Annotated in this window: 14 protein-coding genes, 1 tRNA gene and 1 pseudogene; 9 read left to right on the top strand and 7 right to left on the bottom strand. The window is 59.5% G+C overall.

Annotated features, from left to right (window positions below; all coding sequences use genetic code 11):
• The gene (locus tag AC1MGR_RS17475; protein ID WP_480232379.1) at window positions 1–792 is read right to left on the bottom strand and encodes a class I SAM-dependent methyltransferase; all 792 of its coding nucleotides are present in this window, start codon (window positions 790–792) and stop codon (window positions 1–3) included.
• A gap of 395 nt (window positions 793–1,187) precedes the next feature.
• Window positions 1,188–2,084 (bottom strand): class I SAM-dependent methyltransferase, encoded by an 897-nt coding sequence (locus AC1MGR_RS17470; RefSeq protein WP_480232378.1) that lies wholly within the window; start codon window positions 2,082–2,084, stop codon window positions 1,188–1,190.
• Window positions 2,085–2,593: 509 nt separating this feature from the next.
• Here AC1MGR_RS17470 and AC1MGR_RS17465 point away from each other — a divergent pair.
• From AC1MGR_RS17465 to rfbA, 6 genes are all read left to right on the top strand, one after another.
• Window positions 2,594–2,824 carry a hypothetical protein gene (locus tag AC1MGR_RS17465; RefSeq protein WP_480232377.1) on the top strand — a complete coding sequence of 77 codons (231 nt, stop codon included), beginning with the start codon at window positions 2,594–2,596 and terminating at the stop codon, window positions 2,822–2,824.
• 847 nt (window positions 2,825–3,671) lie between these two features.
• Window positions 3,672–5,186, top strand: a complete 1,515-nt coding sequence (locus tag AC1MGR_RS17460) for a hypothetical protein (protein ID WP_480232376.1) — start codon at window positions 3,672–3,674, stop codon at window positions 5,184–5,186.
• Between the two features lie 393 nt (window positions 5,187–5,579).
• Entirely contained in the window at window positions 5,580–6,134 is a 555-nt protein-coding gene (gene rfbC, locus AC1MGR_RS17455; RefSeq protein WP_480232375.1) for a dTDP-4-dehydrorhamnose 3,5-epimerase, read from the top strand.
• 87 nt (window positions 6,135–6,221) lie between these two features.
• A complete protein-coding gene (rfbB, locus tag AC1MGR_RS17450; RefSeq protein WP_480232374.1) occupies window positions 6,222–7,313 on the top strand; it encodes a dTDP-glucose 4,6-dehydratase in 1,092 nt (363 codons plus the stop codon).
• Window positions 7,314–7,317: 4 nt separating this feature from the next.
• Complete coding sequence (rfbD, locus tag AC1MGR_RS17445; protein ID WP_480232373.1) at window positions 7,318–8,226, top strand: dTDP-4-dehydrorhamnose reductase; 909 nt, start codon at window positions 7,318–7,320, stop codon at window positions 8,224–8,226.
• Complete coding sequence (gene rfbA, locus AC1MGR_RS17440; protein ID WP_480232372.1) at window positions 8,223–9,113, top strand: glucose-1-phosphate thymidylyltransferase RfbA; 891 nt, start codon at window positions 8,223–8,225, stop codon at window positions 9,111–9,113. Before rfbD ends, rfbA begins: the two co-directional genes overlap by 4 nt.
• Window position 9,114: 1 nt before the next feature.
• Here rfbA and AC1MGR_RS17435 read toward each other — a convergent pair whose 3' ends face one another.
• The 4 genes and pseudogenes from AC1MGR_RS17435 to AC1MGR_RS17420 all read right to left on the bottom strand — a co-directional run bounded on the left by AC1MGR_RS17435 (window position 9,115) and on the right by AC1MGR_RS17420 (window position 12,816).
• Window positions 9,115–9,576, bottom strand: coding sequence for a hypothetical protein (locus AC1MGR_RS17435; protein ID WP_480232371.1), 462 nt, complete (start codon window positions 9,574–9,576; stop codon window positions 9,115–9,117).
• A gap of 28 nt (window positions 9,577–9,604) precedes the next feature.
• On the bottom strand, window positions 9,605–10,360 hold the full coding sequence (locus AC1MGR_RS17430) for a hypothetical protein (RefSeq protein ID WP_480234932.1): 756 nt from the start codon (window positions 10,358–10,360) through the stop codon (window positions 9,605–9,607).
• A 219-nt stretch (window positions 10,361–10,579) separates the two neighbouring features.
• A pseudogene (locus AC1MGR_RS17425) lies at window positions 10,580–10,804 on the bottom strand (HNH endonuclease); the annotation flags it as partial.
• 1,559 nt (window positions 10,805–12,363) lie between these two features.
• A complete protein-coding gene (locus tag AC1MGR_RS17420) occupies window positions 12,364–12,816 on the bottom strand; it encodes a hypothetical protein (protein WP_480232370.1) in 453 nt (150 codons plus the stop codon).
• A 696-nt stretch (window positions 12,817–13,512) separates the two neighbouring features.
• On the opposite strand from AC1MGR_RS17420, the gene AC1MGR_RS17415 reads away from it, so the two are divergent.
• Window positions 13,513–14,267 (top strand): IS5 family transposase gene (locus tag AC1MGR_RS17415; RefSeq protein ID WP_480232369.1). Its coding sequence is split into 2 segments (ribosomal slippage): window positions 13,513–13,843 and window positions 13,843–14,267, totalling 756 coding nucleotides; the frame shifts between segments, so codons are not numbered across the junction.
• A gap of 389 nt (window positions 14,268–14,656) precedes the next feature.
• Here the strand turns inward: AC1MGR_RS17415 and AC1MGR_RS17410 are convergent.
• Window positions 14,657–14,731, bottom strand: a tRNA-Gln gene (locus AC1MGR_RS17410).
• Between the two features lie 97 nt (window positions 14,732–14,828).
• On the opposite strand from AC1MGR_RS17410, the gene AC1MGR_RS17405 reads away from it, so the two are divergent.
• Together AC1MGR_RS17405 and AC1MGR_RS17400 are read left to right on the top strand one after the other, a co-directional pair.
• Window positions 14,829–15,581, top strand: a complete 753-nt coding sequence (locus AC1MGR_RS17405; protein WP_480232368.1) for an SDR family oxidoreductase — start codon at window positions 14,829–14,831, stop codon at window positions 15,579–15,581.
• 102 nt (window positions 15,582–15,683) lie between these two features.
• A complete protein-coding gene (locus tag AC1MGR_RS17400) occupies window positions 15,684–17,303 on the top strand; it encodes a peptide chain release factor 3 (protein WP_108037466.1) in 1,620 nt (539 codons plus the stop codon).
• Window positions 17,304–17,469: the final 166 nt, after the last annotated feature.

Raw genomic sequence — 17,469 nt, 5'->3', positions numbered from 1 at the left:
TCAAATCTTACGAATTACAGCTAAATCATGTCCTCCAGGAACAACACCAGCTTCGTATACGTCGATTTCCATCTGCGACGGCAAAACTTGCAGAAGGAATTCTGGAGTGGAGGTTTGATGTTCGCCTGCCACCCGGAAAGGCTCTTTGCTCCTGCTCGCCTTCTCGTCTGAATACGCATATAAAGCTATCAGAGCTTTGCCATTTGTTGTCAATATGCGAGTTAGTTCGTGGAGGCACTGTTGAAGCGAAATACTTGAGACATGCAGAAGCGCAGAAAAACTGTAAATATACTTGAAATAGTTATTTTCATAAGGAAGTCGATGAAGAGAATTTACTTTTTGTAGATGAATGAAGTCAGTATTTTCGTCTAGAAACCGAACCAAGTCGGCACGATGATCACAACCGAATAGTTCGACTCTCTTCAAGTCTCGATAAAAATGTCGCGCGGTACGTGCGCCTCCTACGCCAAGATCTAAAACGCGAATTTGGTCCTCGCCAAATTCGATGTGCCTGCGAAGCAAATCATAGCAGTCGCGGCCGCAAGCTAAGAAAGTACGTAGGTCAGTCTCGCCAGTCTCCGAGCTCATTTCTCTCCAATGAGGAAATACCACGGCTACATCTTGGATCTCACGCAAATATAGAATCCCTTCTGTATCTATAAAGCGCCAAAAATCTTCTTTGTCACGTTCCGGGAAACGTTCCATGATATCTGCCGCACGCGACCAATAAAGCTGTCCTCTCGCAAAATAGTGCTCGTAGCGCAACAAGGCCATTGGCAAGTTATACGACATATTTCGCCTCCTGTTTATCAATCAAAATTTAGAATTATTGTCCGCAACCGCTAAAAGACAATTTTCCGATCCACAGAAACGATACTTAAACCAGGGTCAAACAGCTATGGCTATCATTATATACCCATATAACACATTACGACCCGAATCCTTTTAGTTTATCTATTAAGCTGAACGGTACATATATTGTTTTTATTTATCACATCTGAGATGATTCTATCAAAGCTTCTTTCCATTCTAACAAATCAAAAAATTGGAACAGTCAGACGATATATTATTACGTCTTAAAGTAGCCAATTTTTATTATCTTAAGTTTTGATATTTTTTGTCGTGTCCATCTCTCTATTTGTGCACAGCCCTATACCACTAAGCGCTAAAATAGATTTGATTGAATACTAAATTTTACGAAGAACAACCAAGTCCTGCCAGCCTGAAATCGCACCCGCTTCATATGTTTCAACCTCTAAATTGGGAGGCAAGAAATTGGCTAGCTGGCGCTCATCCAGAAATGAGATACCGTATTGCTCTGTGTCGATGTCCGATGAACCAGCAACCTGAGGAGCCCAAAAAAAGCCTTTGCTTTCGAAATTCTGCTTTTGAAAATTATAATTCTCTTCACTTACATTGATAGACTGAATACGACCGGGCTCTTCCATTTTTTTGATTGCAGTAGAACCGTGCAGCGTAATAAGAGCTCTTCCTCCAGGCACTAATACTCGGGCAATCTCAAATGACCAAGCTCGAAATGCAACTTCGTTTAGATGCGTAAATACGGAGATGCTATAAACATAATCGAAAAATTCACTACCATAGTCGAGTGGCGGAAGATTGTTGGATTTATCCGCATGGATAAATTCGACTTGTTTGTCAAGAAATCGAATCGCGTCTCCATCTACATCACAACCAAACATTTCAGTGGTCGCTAAATCACGATAGAAATGGCGCGCGGTACGTCCGCAGCCAACGCCAAAATCCAAGATGCGCTTTCGGCCGTTTTCGAGCACCATGTACCGGTGCAGCAGGTCATAGCAGTCTCGACCGACGCCGAGAAAAATACGAAGATCAGTCTCACCACCGACCGTACTCATTTCCCTCCAAGGCGGGAAAGCAACGGCAACATCTTGGATTTCACGAATATATAGTATTGCTTCAACGTCAATATGGCGCCAGAAATCTGCTCTATCTCTTACCGGAAATCTCTTCCTTATTTCTGGAGAGCGCTCCCAATAAGCTTGCCCTCTAGCGAAATAATGCTCATAAAGTTTGGCAGCGGCATCAAGGTGATACGACATACTATCTCGCTTCTTCCCTTAAGATCTCGGACGCACATCACGAACGAGGCTGTGGCATCCGTTTACACCACATAGGTCAGATATCTGCCAGAAGCGCTAGTGGTTGAGGTCTGACGATTGAGGCCGTCCGCAATTTCGGTTGAGGCCCGTCCCGCGAGTCTAGCGGGATGCGCAGTGGCATCTCCTTCATGCTCTCAAGTTCGGAACGCCTTCGGGTCGAAGCACGCTTCTCGTATCGAAACACGCCACAGAAGCACGTCTGACGGGCCTGCATCGTTGAGTTGCGCGCCAATGTGCTCGGGACGCACGCGGTCGTGCATGAGGTAGGCGAGTCCAAGACAGCGGTCTGGCGCAACCAGGGACGCTTTGGGCAGGAGGGCGGCTACAGGCTCCTACGGGACAACGCATGACCGGCGCTCCCGCCGCTCGGATCAGAGGTGGCGGCGCGTGTGCTTACCCGGACGAAATGGGCTCCGCCCGGCGAGATCCCGCATTGGACGGCTTCCGCCATGAGCAAGCTCACGGCTATCAGCATCTCGTCGGTGCAGCGGATCTGGCGCGGGCATGGCCTGCAGCCGCATCGGGTTCGGCAGTTCAAGCTTTCCACTGAACCGGCCTTTACCGCCAAACTGCGCGAGGTCGTTGGGCTCTACGTCGACCCGCCCGCGCCGTCGTGCTCTCGTTCGTCGAGAAAAGCCCAATTCCGGCGCTCGCCCGCACGTAGGGTCCGTTGCCGATGAAGCTGGGCCAGCCGATGACGCGAACCCACGACTCCAAGCGCCATGGCACGACGACCCTGTTTGCCGCTCTGGACGTCCCGGAGGGCAAGGTGATCGGCCGCTGGATGCAGCGCCACCGGTATCAGGAGTTCATCCGCTTGCCGGGATGCGGTCGAGGCTGCGAGTCCGGCGGGCAAGATCGTCTACGCCATTGTGAACGACCACGCCGTTCACAAACACCCAAAGGTCAGTGCGTAGAGCGGTGTTCGTTTGGCTTGAATCGATTCGGGTTTCAAGCGCGCCGTAAATGTGTTTCGATGCGCGGCTTTCCGAGGGGGAGAGTTGGATGCCCTCAGCCTTGACGGTCGATTTGCGTGAACGCGTCCTGGTGAAGATTGGGGCAGGCGGCTCTTGCCGGAAAGCGACTAGTTTGTTCGAGGTCAGTCTGGCCAGCGCCGTGCGCTGGTACAGAGCCTTCGTGCGGGAAGGACTCACATGGGTCAAGCCGATGTGCAGCGATCAGAGCCCGCACACCATAGAGGCCAAGGCTGGCCTGATCTGGCGGACCTCTGAGCCTAAACCCGAATTGTTATTGCGCGAGCTACGCGCTCGACTTGCCGAACGTGGTCTGCGGGTCGAGGTGAGCAACCTGTCCCGCTCTTTCAAGCGCCACGGTATCACGCGTTACAAACACGAGCCAGACCTCTCAGTAGGATTAGACGTACGTGAAGGCGGCGCGCCTAGCCTGGTTCAAGGGCGAGCCCGAGATTGATCTCGCTAAGCTCGTATTCCCGGACAAGACCGGGAACCACCACGAAAATGGCGCGTCGCAACGGATAGCTTTCGTGGCAAGCGCTGCCGAGTTGCCGTGCTGTTCGGATTTATAGCTTCCGAAGTGAACATATCAACAGTAAAGAATTACAACCAGACGATAAGGGCGTTCTATTCAATGATTTGCTCAATCAAATGCGGATGCCGTTTGAAACGTAACAATTCAATCATCCTTGTGGTCATAGCATGCTTATCAAACTCAGCGCTTGCTAAAGAAGCTTTACCGAATTTTAATTTAACTGAAGAAATTAGTATAAAAGGTCCTCCCGGTTTGATTCTGCAAAAACTGGATTCTCAATTCGTTCTCGTGAAATCTGAAAGGCCTTCTCCTTCTAATATTCCTAACAGCTCGATCGACGATATATCTAATCTCCAAGTGCGGACTGATTTACTGCCATCTGGCAAGAGCCTTGCGTCCTGGCTGACTAGTCCGCTGTTTGGTGCCTTCGCAGGCTTACGCTTACGCCTCGATCCAATGGGATTGGTCGCGTCCAGTGGTGATCGAGGCAATCGAGGTCCGCTGCACGTATGGAACAATCCAATCGGTGAGACTCCCGCCGGCGAAAATGCTGGCTTGCAGATCTGGATCGGCGACAATCCGAGTGCCACACCTGCCGCGGGGGATACAGTTGGAGGCACGATCGCGGTGATAAACGGGAACGGTAGAAAGAAGCTCTATGGTTTAAACGTTTTCACTCAGGTTTGCAGTGCGCCGGCATGCGGCCCAGGCTATGACGACGCTCGAACCACTGGGATCGAGGTCGAAGCTGGGACGGGCTATCCAAACACCTCGACGGATCCCTGGGGTGGTGAGCCGAATAGGAAAAATGCCATCGAATTGACTGCCCAGTCCGGGTCCCTTGGTCGGATCACATCAGCAATCGAAACCTGGGCTAACGATAATTCTGGGATCGGATGGTGGAGTACTGGCCTAGCCCTGAGCCGCATTGCCGATGTCGGCATTCTAGCCAAAAGCAACCCAAACGGCACAGCTATAGGATCCGGCCCATTTAAAGCAGACGCAGTACGAGCATTTCAGACCTCCTTCATCTATGATAATTCGGATAGTAATTCGGTTCTCAAGGTGGGTCCCGGGAAACATAATTCCGTTTTTGACATGAGCAACGCCGCATCCCCCGGATATTTAATACGAGCCCGATTAGATGAGAATAGCAATTATGTAATCGGTAACAATGCAGATTTCAACGTAGCTTTAACTATAGATAGCGGGGACAGCGCTCGCGGACGCCAGTCGGATCTTACATTTGCTGCCGCCGGCGCTGCTAAGTGGATCACTGGGAAAGGAGGAGCAGGCGAATATCGAGTTTTCGATGTTACGCTTGGCGTTTCACCACTTTCCATCGCCGCGGGCACGAATATCGTTGCCATAGGCAATGCGCAAATAAGAGACAAACTGGTTATTCCGTTTGGAACGCCTTCGTCTAGCAATTCTTCGTGTGCTAAGGGTGAGATTAAAATCGATTCAGATTATATTTACACGTGCATTTCCAATGATACCTGGAAGCGTAATCATCTAGGGGAAACATGGTAGCTGCTCCTGTCTGAATTCACACCCATACTTACAATATCAGTGGATATCCCGGATTCTGCCTCTGCTAGTGGGGCGGGTTAGTCCAACCGTTGTGAGGTGATTAAGCAGTGGCACCAGAAAGATTTGCCGAACCCCCCATACAAAGCAGCGTCATCCTAATTCTATCTGCAAAGTTCGACTAGTTCAGCTGGGCTTTGCCCCGCGGTGAGTGGGTCGTCCGTCAACATCAAACGCCGTTCCCTCTCGCGAAGTCCTGTGTCGGAAACAGGGCCGCGGGCTTGCGACGGCTCAGACGCATCGCGGCCCCTTCGAAAATCCCCTCCGATCCTTGACAGCCTGGGATTCAGACTTGCCAAGGACGGGACAGCTTCGTGATCTTGAGGTCCCCCGAGCATGCAGGTGATTGAGACGGAGATTCAGGCGGTCCGGCGAGTGGTGCCGACGCGCTTCGGCGATGCGCGGGGCTGGTTCTCGGAAACGTACCGGGCGGACATCCTGGCGCGCGCCGGCATCGCGGATGTCTTCGTCCAGGACAACCAGTCCTTCTCCGCCCCGCGCGGCACGGTGCGGGGCCTGCATTTCCAGTGCCCCCCCATGGCCCAGGCCAAGCTCGTCCGGGTGCTCTCCGGCGCCATCCTGGACGTGGCCGTCGACCTGCGGCGCGCCTCGCCCACCTACGGCCGGCACGTGGCCGTGCGCCTCGACGCAGAGGCCGGCGAGCAGCTCTACATTCCGGTCGGCTTCGGGCACGGCTTCTGCACCCTGGAGCCCGACACCATGGTGGCCTACAAGGTCGCCGGCGGGGTCTACAGCCCCGAGCACGATGGCGGCCTGCTCTGGAACGATCCAGCGCTCGGCATCGCCTGGCCGGTGAGCGAGGCGCAGGCCCAGCTCTCGGCCAAGGACCGGATCGCCCCGCGCCTGGCCGATCTTCCGCCACTTTTCTGAAGCTCTTGCGGCAGAATACGACCGGATCCGGTTCCGCTGTTCCCCGCGATCGCTTTCCGATCGCCTTCACGAGAGATCTTTCATCCCATGCGCATCTTGGTGACGGGCGGCTGCGGCTTCATCGGATCGGCCCTGGTCCTGCATCTGGTGCAGGAGCTCGGGCACGACGTGGCGACGCTCGACGCGCTGACCTACGCGGCCAACCCGATCTCGCTCCAGCCGCTGGCGGACAACCCGCGCCACCGCCTGGTGGAGGCCGACATCTGCGACCCGGGGGCCGTGCACGCCCTCTATGCCGCGTTCCGGCCCGAGGCCGTGATGCACCTGGCCGCCGAGAGCCACGTCGACCGCTCGATCACCGATCCGGGTGCCTTCATCCGCACCAACGTGGTCGGCACCCAGGTCATGCTCGACGGGGCCCGCAGCCACTGGGACGGGCTCGCCGGCGAGGCCAAGGCGGCCTTCCGCTTCCTGCACGTCTCCACCGACGAGGTCTACGGCTCGCTGCCGCCCGACGGCTTCTTCACGGAGGCGAGCCGCTACGACCCGCGCTCGCCCTACTCGGCCTCCAAGGCGGCCTCCGACCACCTGGCCCGCGCCTGGCACGAGACCTACGGCCTGCCGGTCCTGGTGACGAACTGCTCGAATAACTACGGCCCGCGGCACTTCCCCGAGAAGCTCATCCCCCTGATGATCCTCAACGCCCTGGAGGGCAGGCCGCTGCCCGTCTACGGCGACGGCCTGAACGAGCGCGACTGGATCCACGTGGAGGACCATGCCCGCGGCCTCGTGGCGGTGCTGGAGAAGGGGCGGATCGGCGAGACCTACCTCCTGGGCGGACGCGCGGTGCGCAACAACCTCGGCGTCGTCAAGGCGCTCTGCGCCGCCTTCGACCGCCTGCGCCCGGAGCAGGCCCCCCACGACCGGCTGATCACCTACGTCACCGACCGGCCCGGCCACGACCGGCGCTACGCCATCGACCCGTCCAAGGCCGAGGCCGAGCTCGGCTGGCATCCGACCAAGGACTTCGAGCGGGCCCTGGAGGAGACCGTGCGCTGGTACCTCGCCAACGAGGCCTGGTGGCGCCCGATCCGCGAGGGCCGCTACACCGGCGAGCGCCTCGGTCTCGGCCAGGGTGTTCCTCCCGCGCAAGGCGCTCCTCCCACCCAGAGCACCTGAGCCCATGGACATCCTCATCCTCGGCGGCGCCGGCCAGGTCGGTACCGAGTTGCAGGCACCCGCGCTCTGGGAGGCGGGCACCCGCCTGCACGCCCCGAGCCGCACGGCGCTCGACGTCACGGACGCCGCCGCGATCGCGGCGGCCCTGAGCGCGCGCCCCTACGGGGCGGTGGTCAACGCGGCCGCCTACACCGCCGTGGACAAGGCCGAAAGCGAGATCGCCGCGGCCTGGGCCCTGAACGCGGTGGCGCCGGCGCTCCTGGCCGCCGCCACCGCCCGGGCCGGCATCCCCCTCGTCCACGTCTCCACCGACTACGTCTTCGACGGACGCGGGACGGCCCCCTGCACCCCCGACACGCCGATCGACCCGCAGAACGTCTACGGCGCGAGCAAGGCCGCCGGCGAGATCGCGGTGCGCAGTGCCAACCCGCGCCACGCCATCATCCGCACCGCCTGGGTGGTGAGCCCGCACCGGGGCAACTTCGTCAAGACGATGCTGCGCCTCGCCGCCGAGCGCGAGCGCCTCAGCGTGGTCGACGACCAGCACGGCAGCCCGACGAGCGCGGGCGACCTCGCCGCCGGCCTGGCGGTGATCGCCCAGGCGCTGGCCCGCGATCCCAGCGCGCCCACGGGCACGCATCACTTCGTCAATGCGGGCGCCACCACCTGGTGCGGCTTTGCCCGCGCCATCATGGCGGGTGCGGCCCGGCGCGGCGGCCGTTCCGTGCCGGTCGACGCCATCCCCACCCACGCCTTCCCGACCCCGGCGCGGCGCCCGGCCCATTCGGTGCTGTCGACCGCGAGCCTGACGGCCGCCTACGGCCTGAAGCCGCGCCCCTGGGCAGATGCCCTCGACGACATCCTCGACCGGCTGGTCGGCCCTGAACGGACAACGACGGAGACACAGGCATGAAGGGGATCGTTCTGGCCGGCGGCACGGGCACGCGCCTGCACCCGGCCACGCTGTCGATCAACAAGCAGCTGCTGCCGGTCTACGACAAGCCGATGATCTACTATCCGGTCTCGGTACTGATGCTGGCGGGCATCCGCGAGATCCTGATCATCTCCTCGCCCGAGCACCTGGACAACTACAAGCGCCTGTTCGGCACCGGCGAGCAGTTCGGGCTGTCCTTCAGCTACGCGATCCAGCCCCGGCCGGAGGGCCTGGCCCAGGCCTTCCTGATCGGGCGCGACTTCGTGGGCGACGACAGCGTCGCCCTGGTGCTCGGCGACAACCTGTTCTTCGGCTCGGGCATGAGCGAGATGCTGGCTCAGGCCCGGGCGCGCGAGAGCGGCGCCACGGTGTTCGCCTACCACGTCGACGATCCCTCGGCCTACGGCGTGGTGACCCTCGACCCGGACGGGCGGCCCCTGCGGCTCGTCGAGAAGCCGATCGAGCCCGAGAGCCCCTGGGCGGTGACGGGGCTGTACTTCTACGACAACCAGGTCCTCGACATCGCCGCGGCGGTCAGGCCCTCGGCCCGGGGCGAGCTCGAGATCACCAGCGTCAACGAGGCCTATCTCGAACGCGGGCAGCTGCATGTGGAGCGGATGAGCCGCGGCTATGCCTGGCTCGACACGGGCACCCATGACAGCCTCCTGGAGGCGGCCGAGTTCGTACGCACGCTCCAGCACCGCCAGGGCCTGCAGGTGGCCTGCCTGGAGGAGATCGCCTACCTGCAGGGCTTCATCGGCAAGGACCAGCTCATCGCCCGCGGCAAGCTCTTCGCCAAGACCGCCTACGGCCAGAACCTCCTCAAACTCGCACAGGAAGACCAAGCCGGGCTACTAGCGCGATGACCTAGGTTCCGACCTCTCGATTGATGCGTTCGAGGAGCCGACGGAAAGCAAACTTCCGTCGGGACAAAGCTCGAGCTTCATACCGATCCAATCTCTCAAGCTGGTCAAAAATTTCCAGAAATAAATCGTTCGGGGATCCTAGACCTGCTTCGGCTTGCGATGTTATGTTTGCTACTCCGCTCTGCAGCATTGCGGACTTAAATGCTTGTACACGCTGGAATTTAACCTGCGCCTCAGCAGTATCACGGGCTGCCTCCAGAATCCCATCAGCAATGCCGTCACTGTCGGCAATTAGCTCCGCCAAATGTTCGATTTCCGACTCCATCTCTGGATCAAGATCGACAATCGAGAGGCCGTGCTTACGGGCATTCTGTTTCGATTGCGCTTTCCCGGAGGGTGTACGGGGGCCTGTGCTCTTTACAGCATTTTGGCGATTGGCATGACTGGCGCGCTCAGACGTCATCACTGACCCAACGTTCAAAATAAACGGCTCACCGCTTGTCAATGCGCTCGATGTCAAGGATGTCCGCGGCAACTTTCCGGGCAAGCTGCCCAAACCCTTCTCGCTTGCGCTCGATCTCCCGGAGGAGTGCATCTCGACGCTGATCAGCGAGCAAAGCCATTCGATCGATGCGTTCGATAGAGGGCAAGTTCAAAAGGAAGCCGTGCGCAGCGACGTTTTCTGCCGTGAGACCACGCTCTCGTAGGAGGCCATCGACTTGTGCCTGCTGCTCTACATTTCCCGCCATCCAACCTGCGGCCAAGCTATTAGCCGATGGGGTCACGAACTGGTTCAATCCCATAGGATCCGCGTTCTGGAGGGCAGGGCGGATCAAATCCTCGGCTGCCTGTAGCTGAGCTTGAACCAGGATCTGCCTCCGCCAACGCCGGATCCGATTGGCCTCCCAGATCAAGTCCGTGATGTTCTTCACCCAGATCGCCTCGATGACGTCACCAGGGCGGATTTGATGAACGATGCTGCGCAGAAGGGTTTCGTACTGGTCTGGATCTTCGCCGGGCAGCAGGGGACGGTCGCTGAACAGAAAGTCGAGGTGAGCGGGGATCGCGGGGAGCACGTCTCCTGAGGCCGAAGTATCCTCCTGGCCCAGGCTCGCCAGTCCTGCCTTCGTTGCCGCTCGGTTCGCCATTTGCTCCCCCGTCCCTGACAAGACCTCCTTATCCGACAGCATCGCCTTCGGGCAAAGGTGCTCAGTCGGATTGGTCGCGGCGTCCACCGCGATCGGCATCGAGCAAAGTGCTTCAGCCTCACCGCTTTCCGCGGGAAACCCAACTGATTGACGGTACCGTGGACGCTCCTCGCGGAGCACAACCGTTCCATCAACCTTACGCTTGAGAGCTGAAGTCCGTGACCCAGGCATCGGGCGAGTGCTGGCCGCTGCCCCGAGATGCCGGAGTTTCTGTCGCTTCGCTTCAGCAGCTCGGGCGTGATCACCGCGCGTCTTCTCTCGCCCACACGCCTCATGCGCTGGTCCGAGGTTCTGGATCTCGTCCAACCCACCGAGTTCGAGAGCGCGTATGTGCTCGACGATCCAGCGGTCCCGCACACCGTCGATGCGACAATCGCAAACCACGCAGGTCCCGCCCGTCCGCTCCCAAGCCTGGAGCCGCCGGCGATTCGATAAAGACCCGCGCCGCGTTGTGCGAACGTCCTCAAGCGCGACGTACGGCATCAGGGCCTCCGCTTCGGATAAGCGGACGGTCAGCGAGCGCCTTTAGGGCCTGATAGGAAAGGTGCTCCCAGTCGTAAAGAAGTTGCTCATATCGCTCGATCAACACTCTGAGTTGTTCATCCTCGTCGCGGCCTATGAGCTTCACCTGGACACCTAGGGAAGCCACCGTTGGACGTGCAGGATCAGCCGCGCGCTGACGCGGTTTCTTGTGGGGCATCGTGGGCCTCCGACTGTGGTTAAATTGGTGATAGGATCGCGCGGCCGGCATAGGTGGGCCGTTTAATGCAGTGAGTTCAGCCGCAGATTTTACTCAATCCGACGAACCTACTTCGCATAGAAATGCGGTGATCCGTTCTGCAGAAATAGAACGAAGATGAGAGTTGCGGTTGGGCATCTACAGAGGCGGTTGTTTTGATAATACATCCAATGCGAAGCATGTATTTTCCTGGCGTATCCCCGGAAACTTCGCCCCAGATCCAGTGGAGACCGACGTTTCACTCCTGCCTGCAAAGCAACAGCTTTGTTGACGTTCGGCCGACTGGCGAGACGCTTTCGCTGCTGCCCAAGTCCCTCGAAGTGCGGCGGAGATGCACGTACGCCAGGTCTCGCCAGTCGCTGTGCGCCTCGCGTTCGCAGCCACTGCAGCCAAACGCATGATTGTACGTCGGTCGTAAGCTCCGAAGACAATCATCGGACAGTCATGCGCTAGCGCTTGTGCGCGATGGAAAGCCAGCTTAGCGAACGCCGTAGCTTGGAGGTGAAGGCGTCGTTCCGCTGGCGGCGTTTGCCCTCGGTCGGCTCGCAAACTTTGAAGCGCAGAAGACCACGAGATTGATCGACGGGATGTCATCAGCGCCTCCGGTATTTGATGCCCTGAGTATCACTTAATCGCTCATTGCTGTCAATACCTGAGGTATCATTTGAGCCTTGAGGAACCGATAAAATGCTAACGCTGACTAGCGAAATGGTACGCGCGGCACGTGCTCTCATCAGGTGGGAGCAAAAGGATCTTGCTCTCGCTTCCGGCGTTTCGCTGCCAACTATTAAGCGCCTTGAGGCGAAGCCTGGCGATCTCGGCGCTCATGGGCCAACCATATCGGCTTTACGGCAAGCACTCGAAGTGGCCGGTATCGAGTTCATCCCCGAAAACGGAGGAGGGGCCGGCGTTCGATTTCGTCACAAGCGCCAGGAGGGGCAACAGCACTTTGACACAAAATGAACTTTGGGTAGCTGCGCTGCTAAGGTCGTATCAACAGGCCTTGATTGTTATAAGTCTAATACTAATTTTCTTAAAAAATCTATCATAACTTATGGACCTGACATCGGCAATACCAGCACATCATCCGAAATCTGCGATGTGCCTCCAAATACCCGGCTAATTATTATTTGATCTTTAGAGGAATTCAGTGGACCGTAGTCTTTCTCAATTTTACTGCATAACCGGTCTATTCTCTCACTATCTTCCTCCCCATCACGGCACTGTATAACGAAAGAAAGCCCATGCCGACACATGGCATGCTCTAAGCGCCGTACACGGCGTCCGTAGGCCTTTCGATTACTCACCAGCCTTGCTGCTCCTCGAGAAGCGAAATGCGCCGGCTGAGCTCTTCGTCCCGCATCGCCTCGGCATGAACACCCACGAGCTTTGCAAGCTCGTTCGCTTCCTGGAAAGTTATTGTGCCGACCGCTGCAGCTTGCAGGATAACGTAGGTTGCTTTCGGAAGATCCTCAATCGTGGTGAGCTCGGGCAGCATGAATCCCGAAGACCGCAACCGCTGAGCCGAGAGCTCTCCGAGACAGTACCGCATCATCCCTGCGTCGCCGCCAAGCGCCATCTCGACAGCCTTATGCCTCAGCGCACTCTCAGCTGCCTCCATAATATCCTCTGCGCCGGACGAGTATACACGGAGCACTTCGTTCTGGCTCGAACGAGAAGATGGCGTTGAACGCCTTGATGTTGGTCTGCCTTTGTCGGACGGCACTGCCGTCGCCACTCGCATGGTGCGTGGCATCACACTCTCGGGATTGCTATCAGCCAGGTCGCTTAACGAAAAGCGGGATCTGGCGCAGGTTCAGAACTCACGTCCAAGCCGGACGCGGCGTTGAAAGAAACATACGTTTGCATCCTTTCGACTCGCGGCAGCAAATGCAAGAACGAAGCCGCAACACCTCCCAGCGAATTCCATTATGCCTTGAGAGAGCGTGCCGATCGAACGGAAGCGAAAAACGTTCGCACCCTCCAACCTGTGGATACCATCACCTCACCTTAATTTTGAATCATAGAAAGGTCGAATCTATAAAATAATATTTATTATTCATGTGCTTTTAAAGCTATTTTTTATATTTACAGTCGTTACAAGTCTCGCATCGTGAATTTATTTCGGATTTTTATCATTATTATATTTTCTATATCTTGTTTTGTTAGACATAATATTGCGCATTATTACAATAATTTGACTTTATTTGTGTTAGTTTGAACTAGGTCACCTTATATCCAGTCCCATAACCGCAAATTATTTATAGAGATCCAGGATTATTTGAACCCACTGCACAAAAGCATCATGCCAGAAGAGCGTTCCGCCAGGTTGAGACCGAGGAGGAGGGAGATACGCGACGTTTTCGCAGAACGAACCCATTTCTAGCGTCCGGACCCATAAGGGTGGCGCGGACGGCGTAGGTGTGATTCACGGCTCCCATGGGAGGGGCCGATGGATCAGTTCTGGCTGACGGACGAGCAGTTTGCGCGGATCGCGCCGCACCTGCCCACCGACACGCGGGGCAAGGAGCGCGTGGACGACCGGCGGGTGATCAGTGGTATCGTCCACGTGCTCAAGTCTGGCGGCCGCTGGACGGACGCGCCGCGGGACGTCTACGGGCCGAAGAAGACGCTCTACAACCGCTTCGTGCGCTGGGCGGCCAAGGGGGTCTGGGTCGGGTTATTCGAGACACTGTCCCAGGCCGGCGGGCCGCCCTCCCAGGTGCTGATCGACTCCACCGCCGTGAAAGCCCACCGCTGCGCCGCCGGGGGTAAAGGGGGGAGCAAAACCAGGCCATCGGCCGCTCGCGGGGCGGGCGCACGACCAAGATCCACGCTCTCACCGACCGCGCCTGCCGCCCGCTCGCCTTCCTGCTGACTGGCGGGCAGGTCGCCGACTGCAAGGCCGGTGCGCTGCTGCTCGAACGCCTGCCCGCCTGCCGCGTCGTGCTGGCTGACAAGGGCTACGACAGCGATGCCATCCGCCGACAAATCGAGGCGGCCGGAGCCGCGCCCAACATCCCGCCCAAGGTCAACCGGCGCTGGAAGCCGTGCTTCTCGCCTGTGCTCTATCGGGGCCGCAACAGCATCGAGCGGATGTTCGGTCGCCTGAAAGACTTCCGCCGCATCGCTACGCGCTACGACCGCTCGGCGGTCAACTACCTCGCCGCCGTCTGCCTCGCCGCGACCGTCAGCTACTGGTTATGAGTCCGGACGCTAATTAAAACGTTAGGTTCAAAGCTCGGTGCAGCGCAGCTACGGAACCTCGAAGTGCTGGCTCAGCGTCCGTAAATGTCGCCGTCGAGCCAAATATTAGAGCAAGCAACCGTTAAAGGTAGAAGCCACGTGATCGGCTTTTAGCCTAACGACTGTAGGTAAACTCAAATTAGTTCATAAATTTGATTTGGGATGTTTTGGGTTCATTGGGCAAATCCGAACCGCGATTCGCGCTGTCAGAGCATGCATCATCGACATCTATCGGCTTGAGCGATGAACACTTCTGGGGGGCGTGCACGCTTGAAGCGACCCGACCTCACGACGCTCCAGCGCCCCTATTCAAGGAGGAGTTAGAGACATCAGCGATCGAGTCAGGAGACTGGCTGGGGCGCCAGGATTCGAACCTGGGAATGGCGGTACCAAAAACCGCTGCCTTACCACTTGGCGACGCCCCATCGCGCTCGGCGGAGGTGTGTCTAGACGCAGTGTCGGGTGCTGGCAACAGGGGAAGGGGGCGCTTATGGCTCTTGGCGGCGCGATGGGGAGCGGGACATGGGCAGGCGGATCGCGGTGGTAACGGGGGCGGGGTCGGGGATTGGGCGGAGCGTGGCCCTGGCGCTCGCCGCGGCGGGCTATGACCTTGCCCTGGCAGGGCGGCGCCTCGCGCCCCTCGAGGAGGTGGCCGGTCTGGCCAGGGCTGCGGGTGTTACAGCGGAAGCCCTGGTGACCGACGTGGCGGACGCGGATTCGGTGGCGCGGCTGTTCGCCCGGGTGGGCGAGCGGTTCGGGCGGCTCGACCTGCTGTTCAACAATGCCGGGGTGTTCACGCCCGCGGCGGCGATCGACACGATCACCCTCGACGACTGGCGACGCTCGGTCGACGTGAACCTCACCGGTGCCTTCCTGTGCACGCAGGCGGCCTTCCGGATGATGAAGGCGCAGGATCCGCAAGGCGGGCGCATTATCAACAACGGCTCCATCGCCGCGCAGGCGCCCCGGCCGCACTCGGCCCCCTACGCGGCCACCAAGCACGCGATCACCGGGCTGACCAAGGCGACGGCCCTGGACGGGCGCCCCTTCGACATCGCCTGCGGGCAAATCGACGTCGGCAATGCCGAGACGGAGATGACGGCGGGCATCGCGAAGGGCGCCCGGCAGGCGGATGGCAGCATTCGCCCCGAGCCCGTGATGGATGCGCGGCACGTGGCCGACGCGGTGGTCTACATGGCGGGCCTGCCGCTCTCGGCCAACGTCCCGTTCCTCACCGTGATGGCCACCGCCATGCCCTATCTCGGACGCGGCTGAGTTTTGCGCATCGCGCGCGAAACGCCTACAGAACACCCCTTCGTCGCTTATCCGTCGCGAATGCAATGCCGCCCAGGGCGGACCCGGAAATTTTTGCCCGCCATGCTGATGCCGTCTGAGATCAAGCCGCCGGAGGCGAAGGCCGACCCCGTCGCCCGCCGCCGCACCTTCGCGATCATCTCGCACCCGGATGCCGGCAAGACCACGCTCACCGAGAAGCTGCTGCTGTTCGGCGGCGCGATCCAGCTCGCCGGCGAGGTTAAGGCCAAGCGCAACCGGGTCTCGACCCGCTCGGACTGGATGGGCATCGAGAAGGAGCGCGGCATCTCCGTCGTCACCTCGGTGATGACGTTCGAGTACGGCGACTGCGTCTTCAACCTCCTCGACACCCCCGGCCACGAGGACTTCTCCGAGGACACCTACCGCACCCTGACGGCCGTCGATTCGGCCGTGATGGTGATCGACGCCGCCAAGGGCATCGAGGCACGGACCCGCAAGCTGTTCGAGGTCTGCCGCCTGCGCGACATCCCCATCGTCACCTTCATCAACAAGCTCGACCGCGAGGCGCGCGATCCCTTCGAGCTCCTCGACGAGATCGAGAAGGTGCTCGCCCTCGACGTGGCGCCCGTGACCTGGCCGATCGGGCGCGGCCGGAGCTTTGCCGGCACCTACGATCTCGGCAACGGCCGGGTGCGCCGCCTCGACGCGGCGGACGATGCCGGAACCGTGGCGGTGACGGGCGTGGCGGATCCGCTCTTCGACCAGCTGCTGACCGAGGACGGCGAGGCGGCGACCTGGCGCGAGGAGGCGGAGCTCGCCGAGACCGGGCTGAAGCGCTTCGACCTCGCGGCATTCCGGGAAGGCCACCTCACGCCGGTGTTCTTCGGCTCGGCCCTGCGCAATTTCGGCGTGCGCGACCTGATCGACGGACTTGCCCGCTTCGCACCGCCACCGCGTGGCCAGGATGCCGACAAGCGCCTCGTGGAGCCGACCGAACCGAAGATGACGGGCTTCGTGTTCAAGATCCAGGCGAACATGGATCCGAACCACCGCGACCGCATCGCCTTCATGCGGGTCTGCTCGGGGCGCCTGAACCGGGGCATGAAGGCCAAGCTGGTGCGCACCGGCAAGCCGATGTCGCTCTCGGCCCCGCAGTTCTTCTTCGCCCAGGACCGGGCCATCGCCGACGAGGCCTTCGCCGGCGACGTCGTCGGCATCCCGAACCACGGCACCCTGCGCATCGGCGACACCCTGACGGAGGGCGAGGAGATCGTGTTCCGCGGGGTGCCGAGCTTTGCACCCGAGATCCTGCGCCGGATCAAGCTCACCGACGCCATGAAGGCCAAGAAGCTGAAGGAGGCGCTGCAGCAGATGGGCGAGGAAGGCGTCGTGCAGGTCTTCCGCCCGCATGACGGCTCCCAGGCCATCGTCGGCGTCGTGGGCGCCCTGCAGCTCGACGTGCTAAAGGAGCGTCTCCAGGCGGAGTACGGCCTGCCGATCGACTACGAGCCGACCCGGTTCTCGATCTGCCGCTGGATCACCGCCGAGAAGGAGCCCGAACTCGACAAGTTCATCGGCAGCCACGGCTCTGCCATGGCGAGCGACCTCGACGGGGCCCCGGTCTTCATGGCCACGACGGCCTTCTCCCTGCGCTACGAGGAGGAGCGCGCCCCGGAGGTTCGCTTCAGCGACATCAAGGACTATCAGAAGCGCGCAGCTTGACACGGGCCGCCCAACGCCAAGCTTTCCAACCGCGACAGACAGTATCCGAAAATCTTCGCCCGTAGATCCGTGTGGCTGAAGACAAGATCGCCGAAAGGGATTAGCGTCGAGAGTAGTCGCTCTCGGCGCAAGCACGCACGGGCATGCGCGGCGGGATTGGGTCCGG

It is taken from the genome of Methylobacterium sp. BI1 (genome assembly GCF_056680125.1).
The sequence above is the reverse complement of the archived record's forward strand: the minus strand, read 5'-3'. Positions and strand labels throughout refer to the sequence as shown.

Coding starts and splice junctions, on each gene's coding strand:
- AC1MGR_RS17475 (WP_480232379.1), bottom strand. CDS start 792: ATGTCGTATAACTTGCCAATGGCCTTGTTGCGCTACGAGCACTATTTT.
- AC1MGR_RS17470 (WP_480232378.1), bottom strand. CDS start 2,084: ATGTCGTATCACCTTGATGCCGCTGCCAAACTTTATGAGCATTATTTC.
- AC1MGR_RS17465 (WP_480232377.1), top strand. CDS start 2,594: ATGAGCAAGCTCACGGCTATCAGCATCTCGTCGGTGCAGCGGATCTGG.
- rfbC (WP_480232375.1), top strand. CDS start 5,580: ATGCAGGTGATTGAGACGGAGATTCAGGCGGTCCGGCGAGTGGTGCCG.
- rfbB (WP_480232374.1), top strand. CDS start 6,222: ATGCGCATCTTGGTGACGGGCGGCTGCGGCTTCATCGGATCGGCCCTG.
- rfbD (WP_480232373.1), top strand. CDS start 7,318: ATGGACATCCTCATCCTCGGCGGCGCCGGCCAGGTCGGTACCGAGTTG.
- rfbA (WP_480232372.1), top strand. CDS start 8,223: ATGAAGGGGATCGTTCTGGCCGGCGGCACGGGCACGCGCCTGCACCCG.
- AC1MGR_RS17435 (WP_480232371.1), bottom strand. CDS start 9,576: ATGACGTCTGAGCGCGCCAGTCATGCCAATCGCCAAAATGCTGTAAAG.
- AC1MGR_RS17430 (WP_480234932.1), bottom strand. CDS start 10,360: ATGCCGATCGCGGTGGACGCCGCGACCAATCCGACTGAGCACCTTTGC.
- AC1MGR_RS17420 (WP_480232370.1), bottom strand. CDS start 12,816: ATGCCACGCACCATGCGAGTGGCGACGGCAGTGCCGTCCGACAAAGGC.
- AC1MGR_RS17405 (WP_480232368.1), top strand. CDS start 14,829: ATGGGCAGGCGGATCGCGGTGGTAACGGGGGCGGGGTCGGGGATTGGG.
- AC1MGR_RS17400 (WP_108037466.1), top strand. CDS start 15,684: ATGCTGATGCCGTCTGAGATCAAGCCGCCGGAGGCGAAGGCCGACCCC.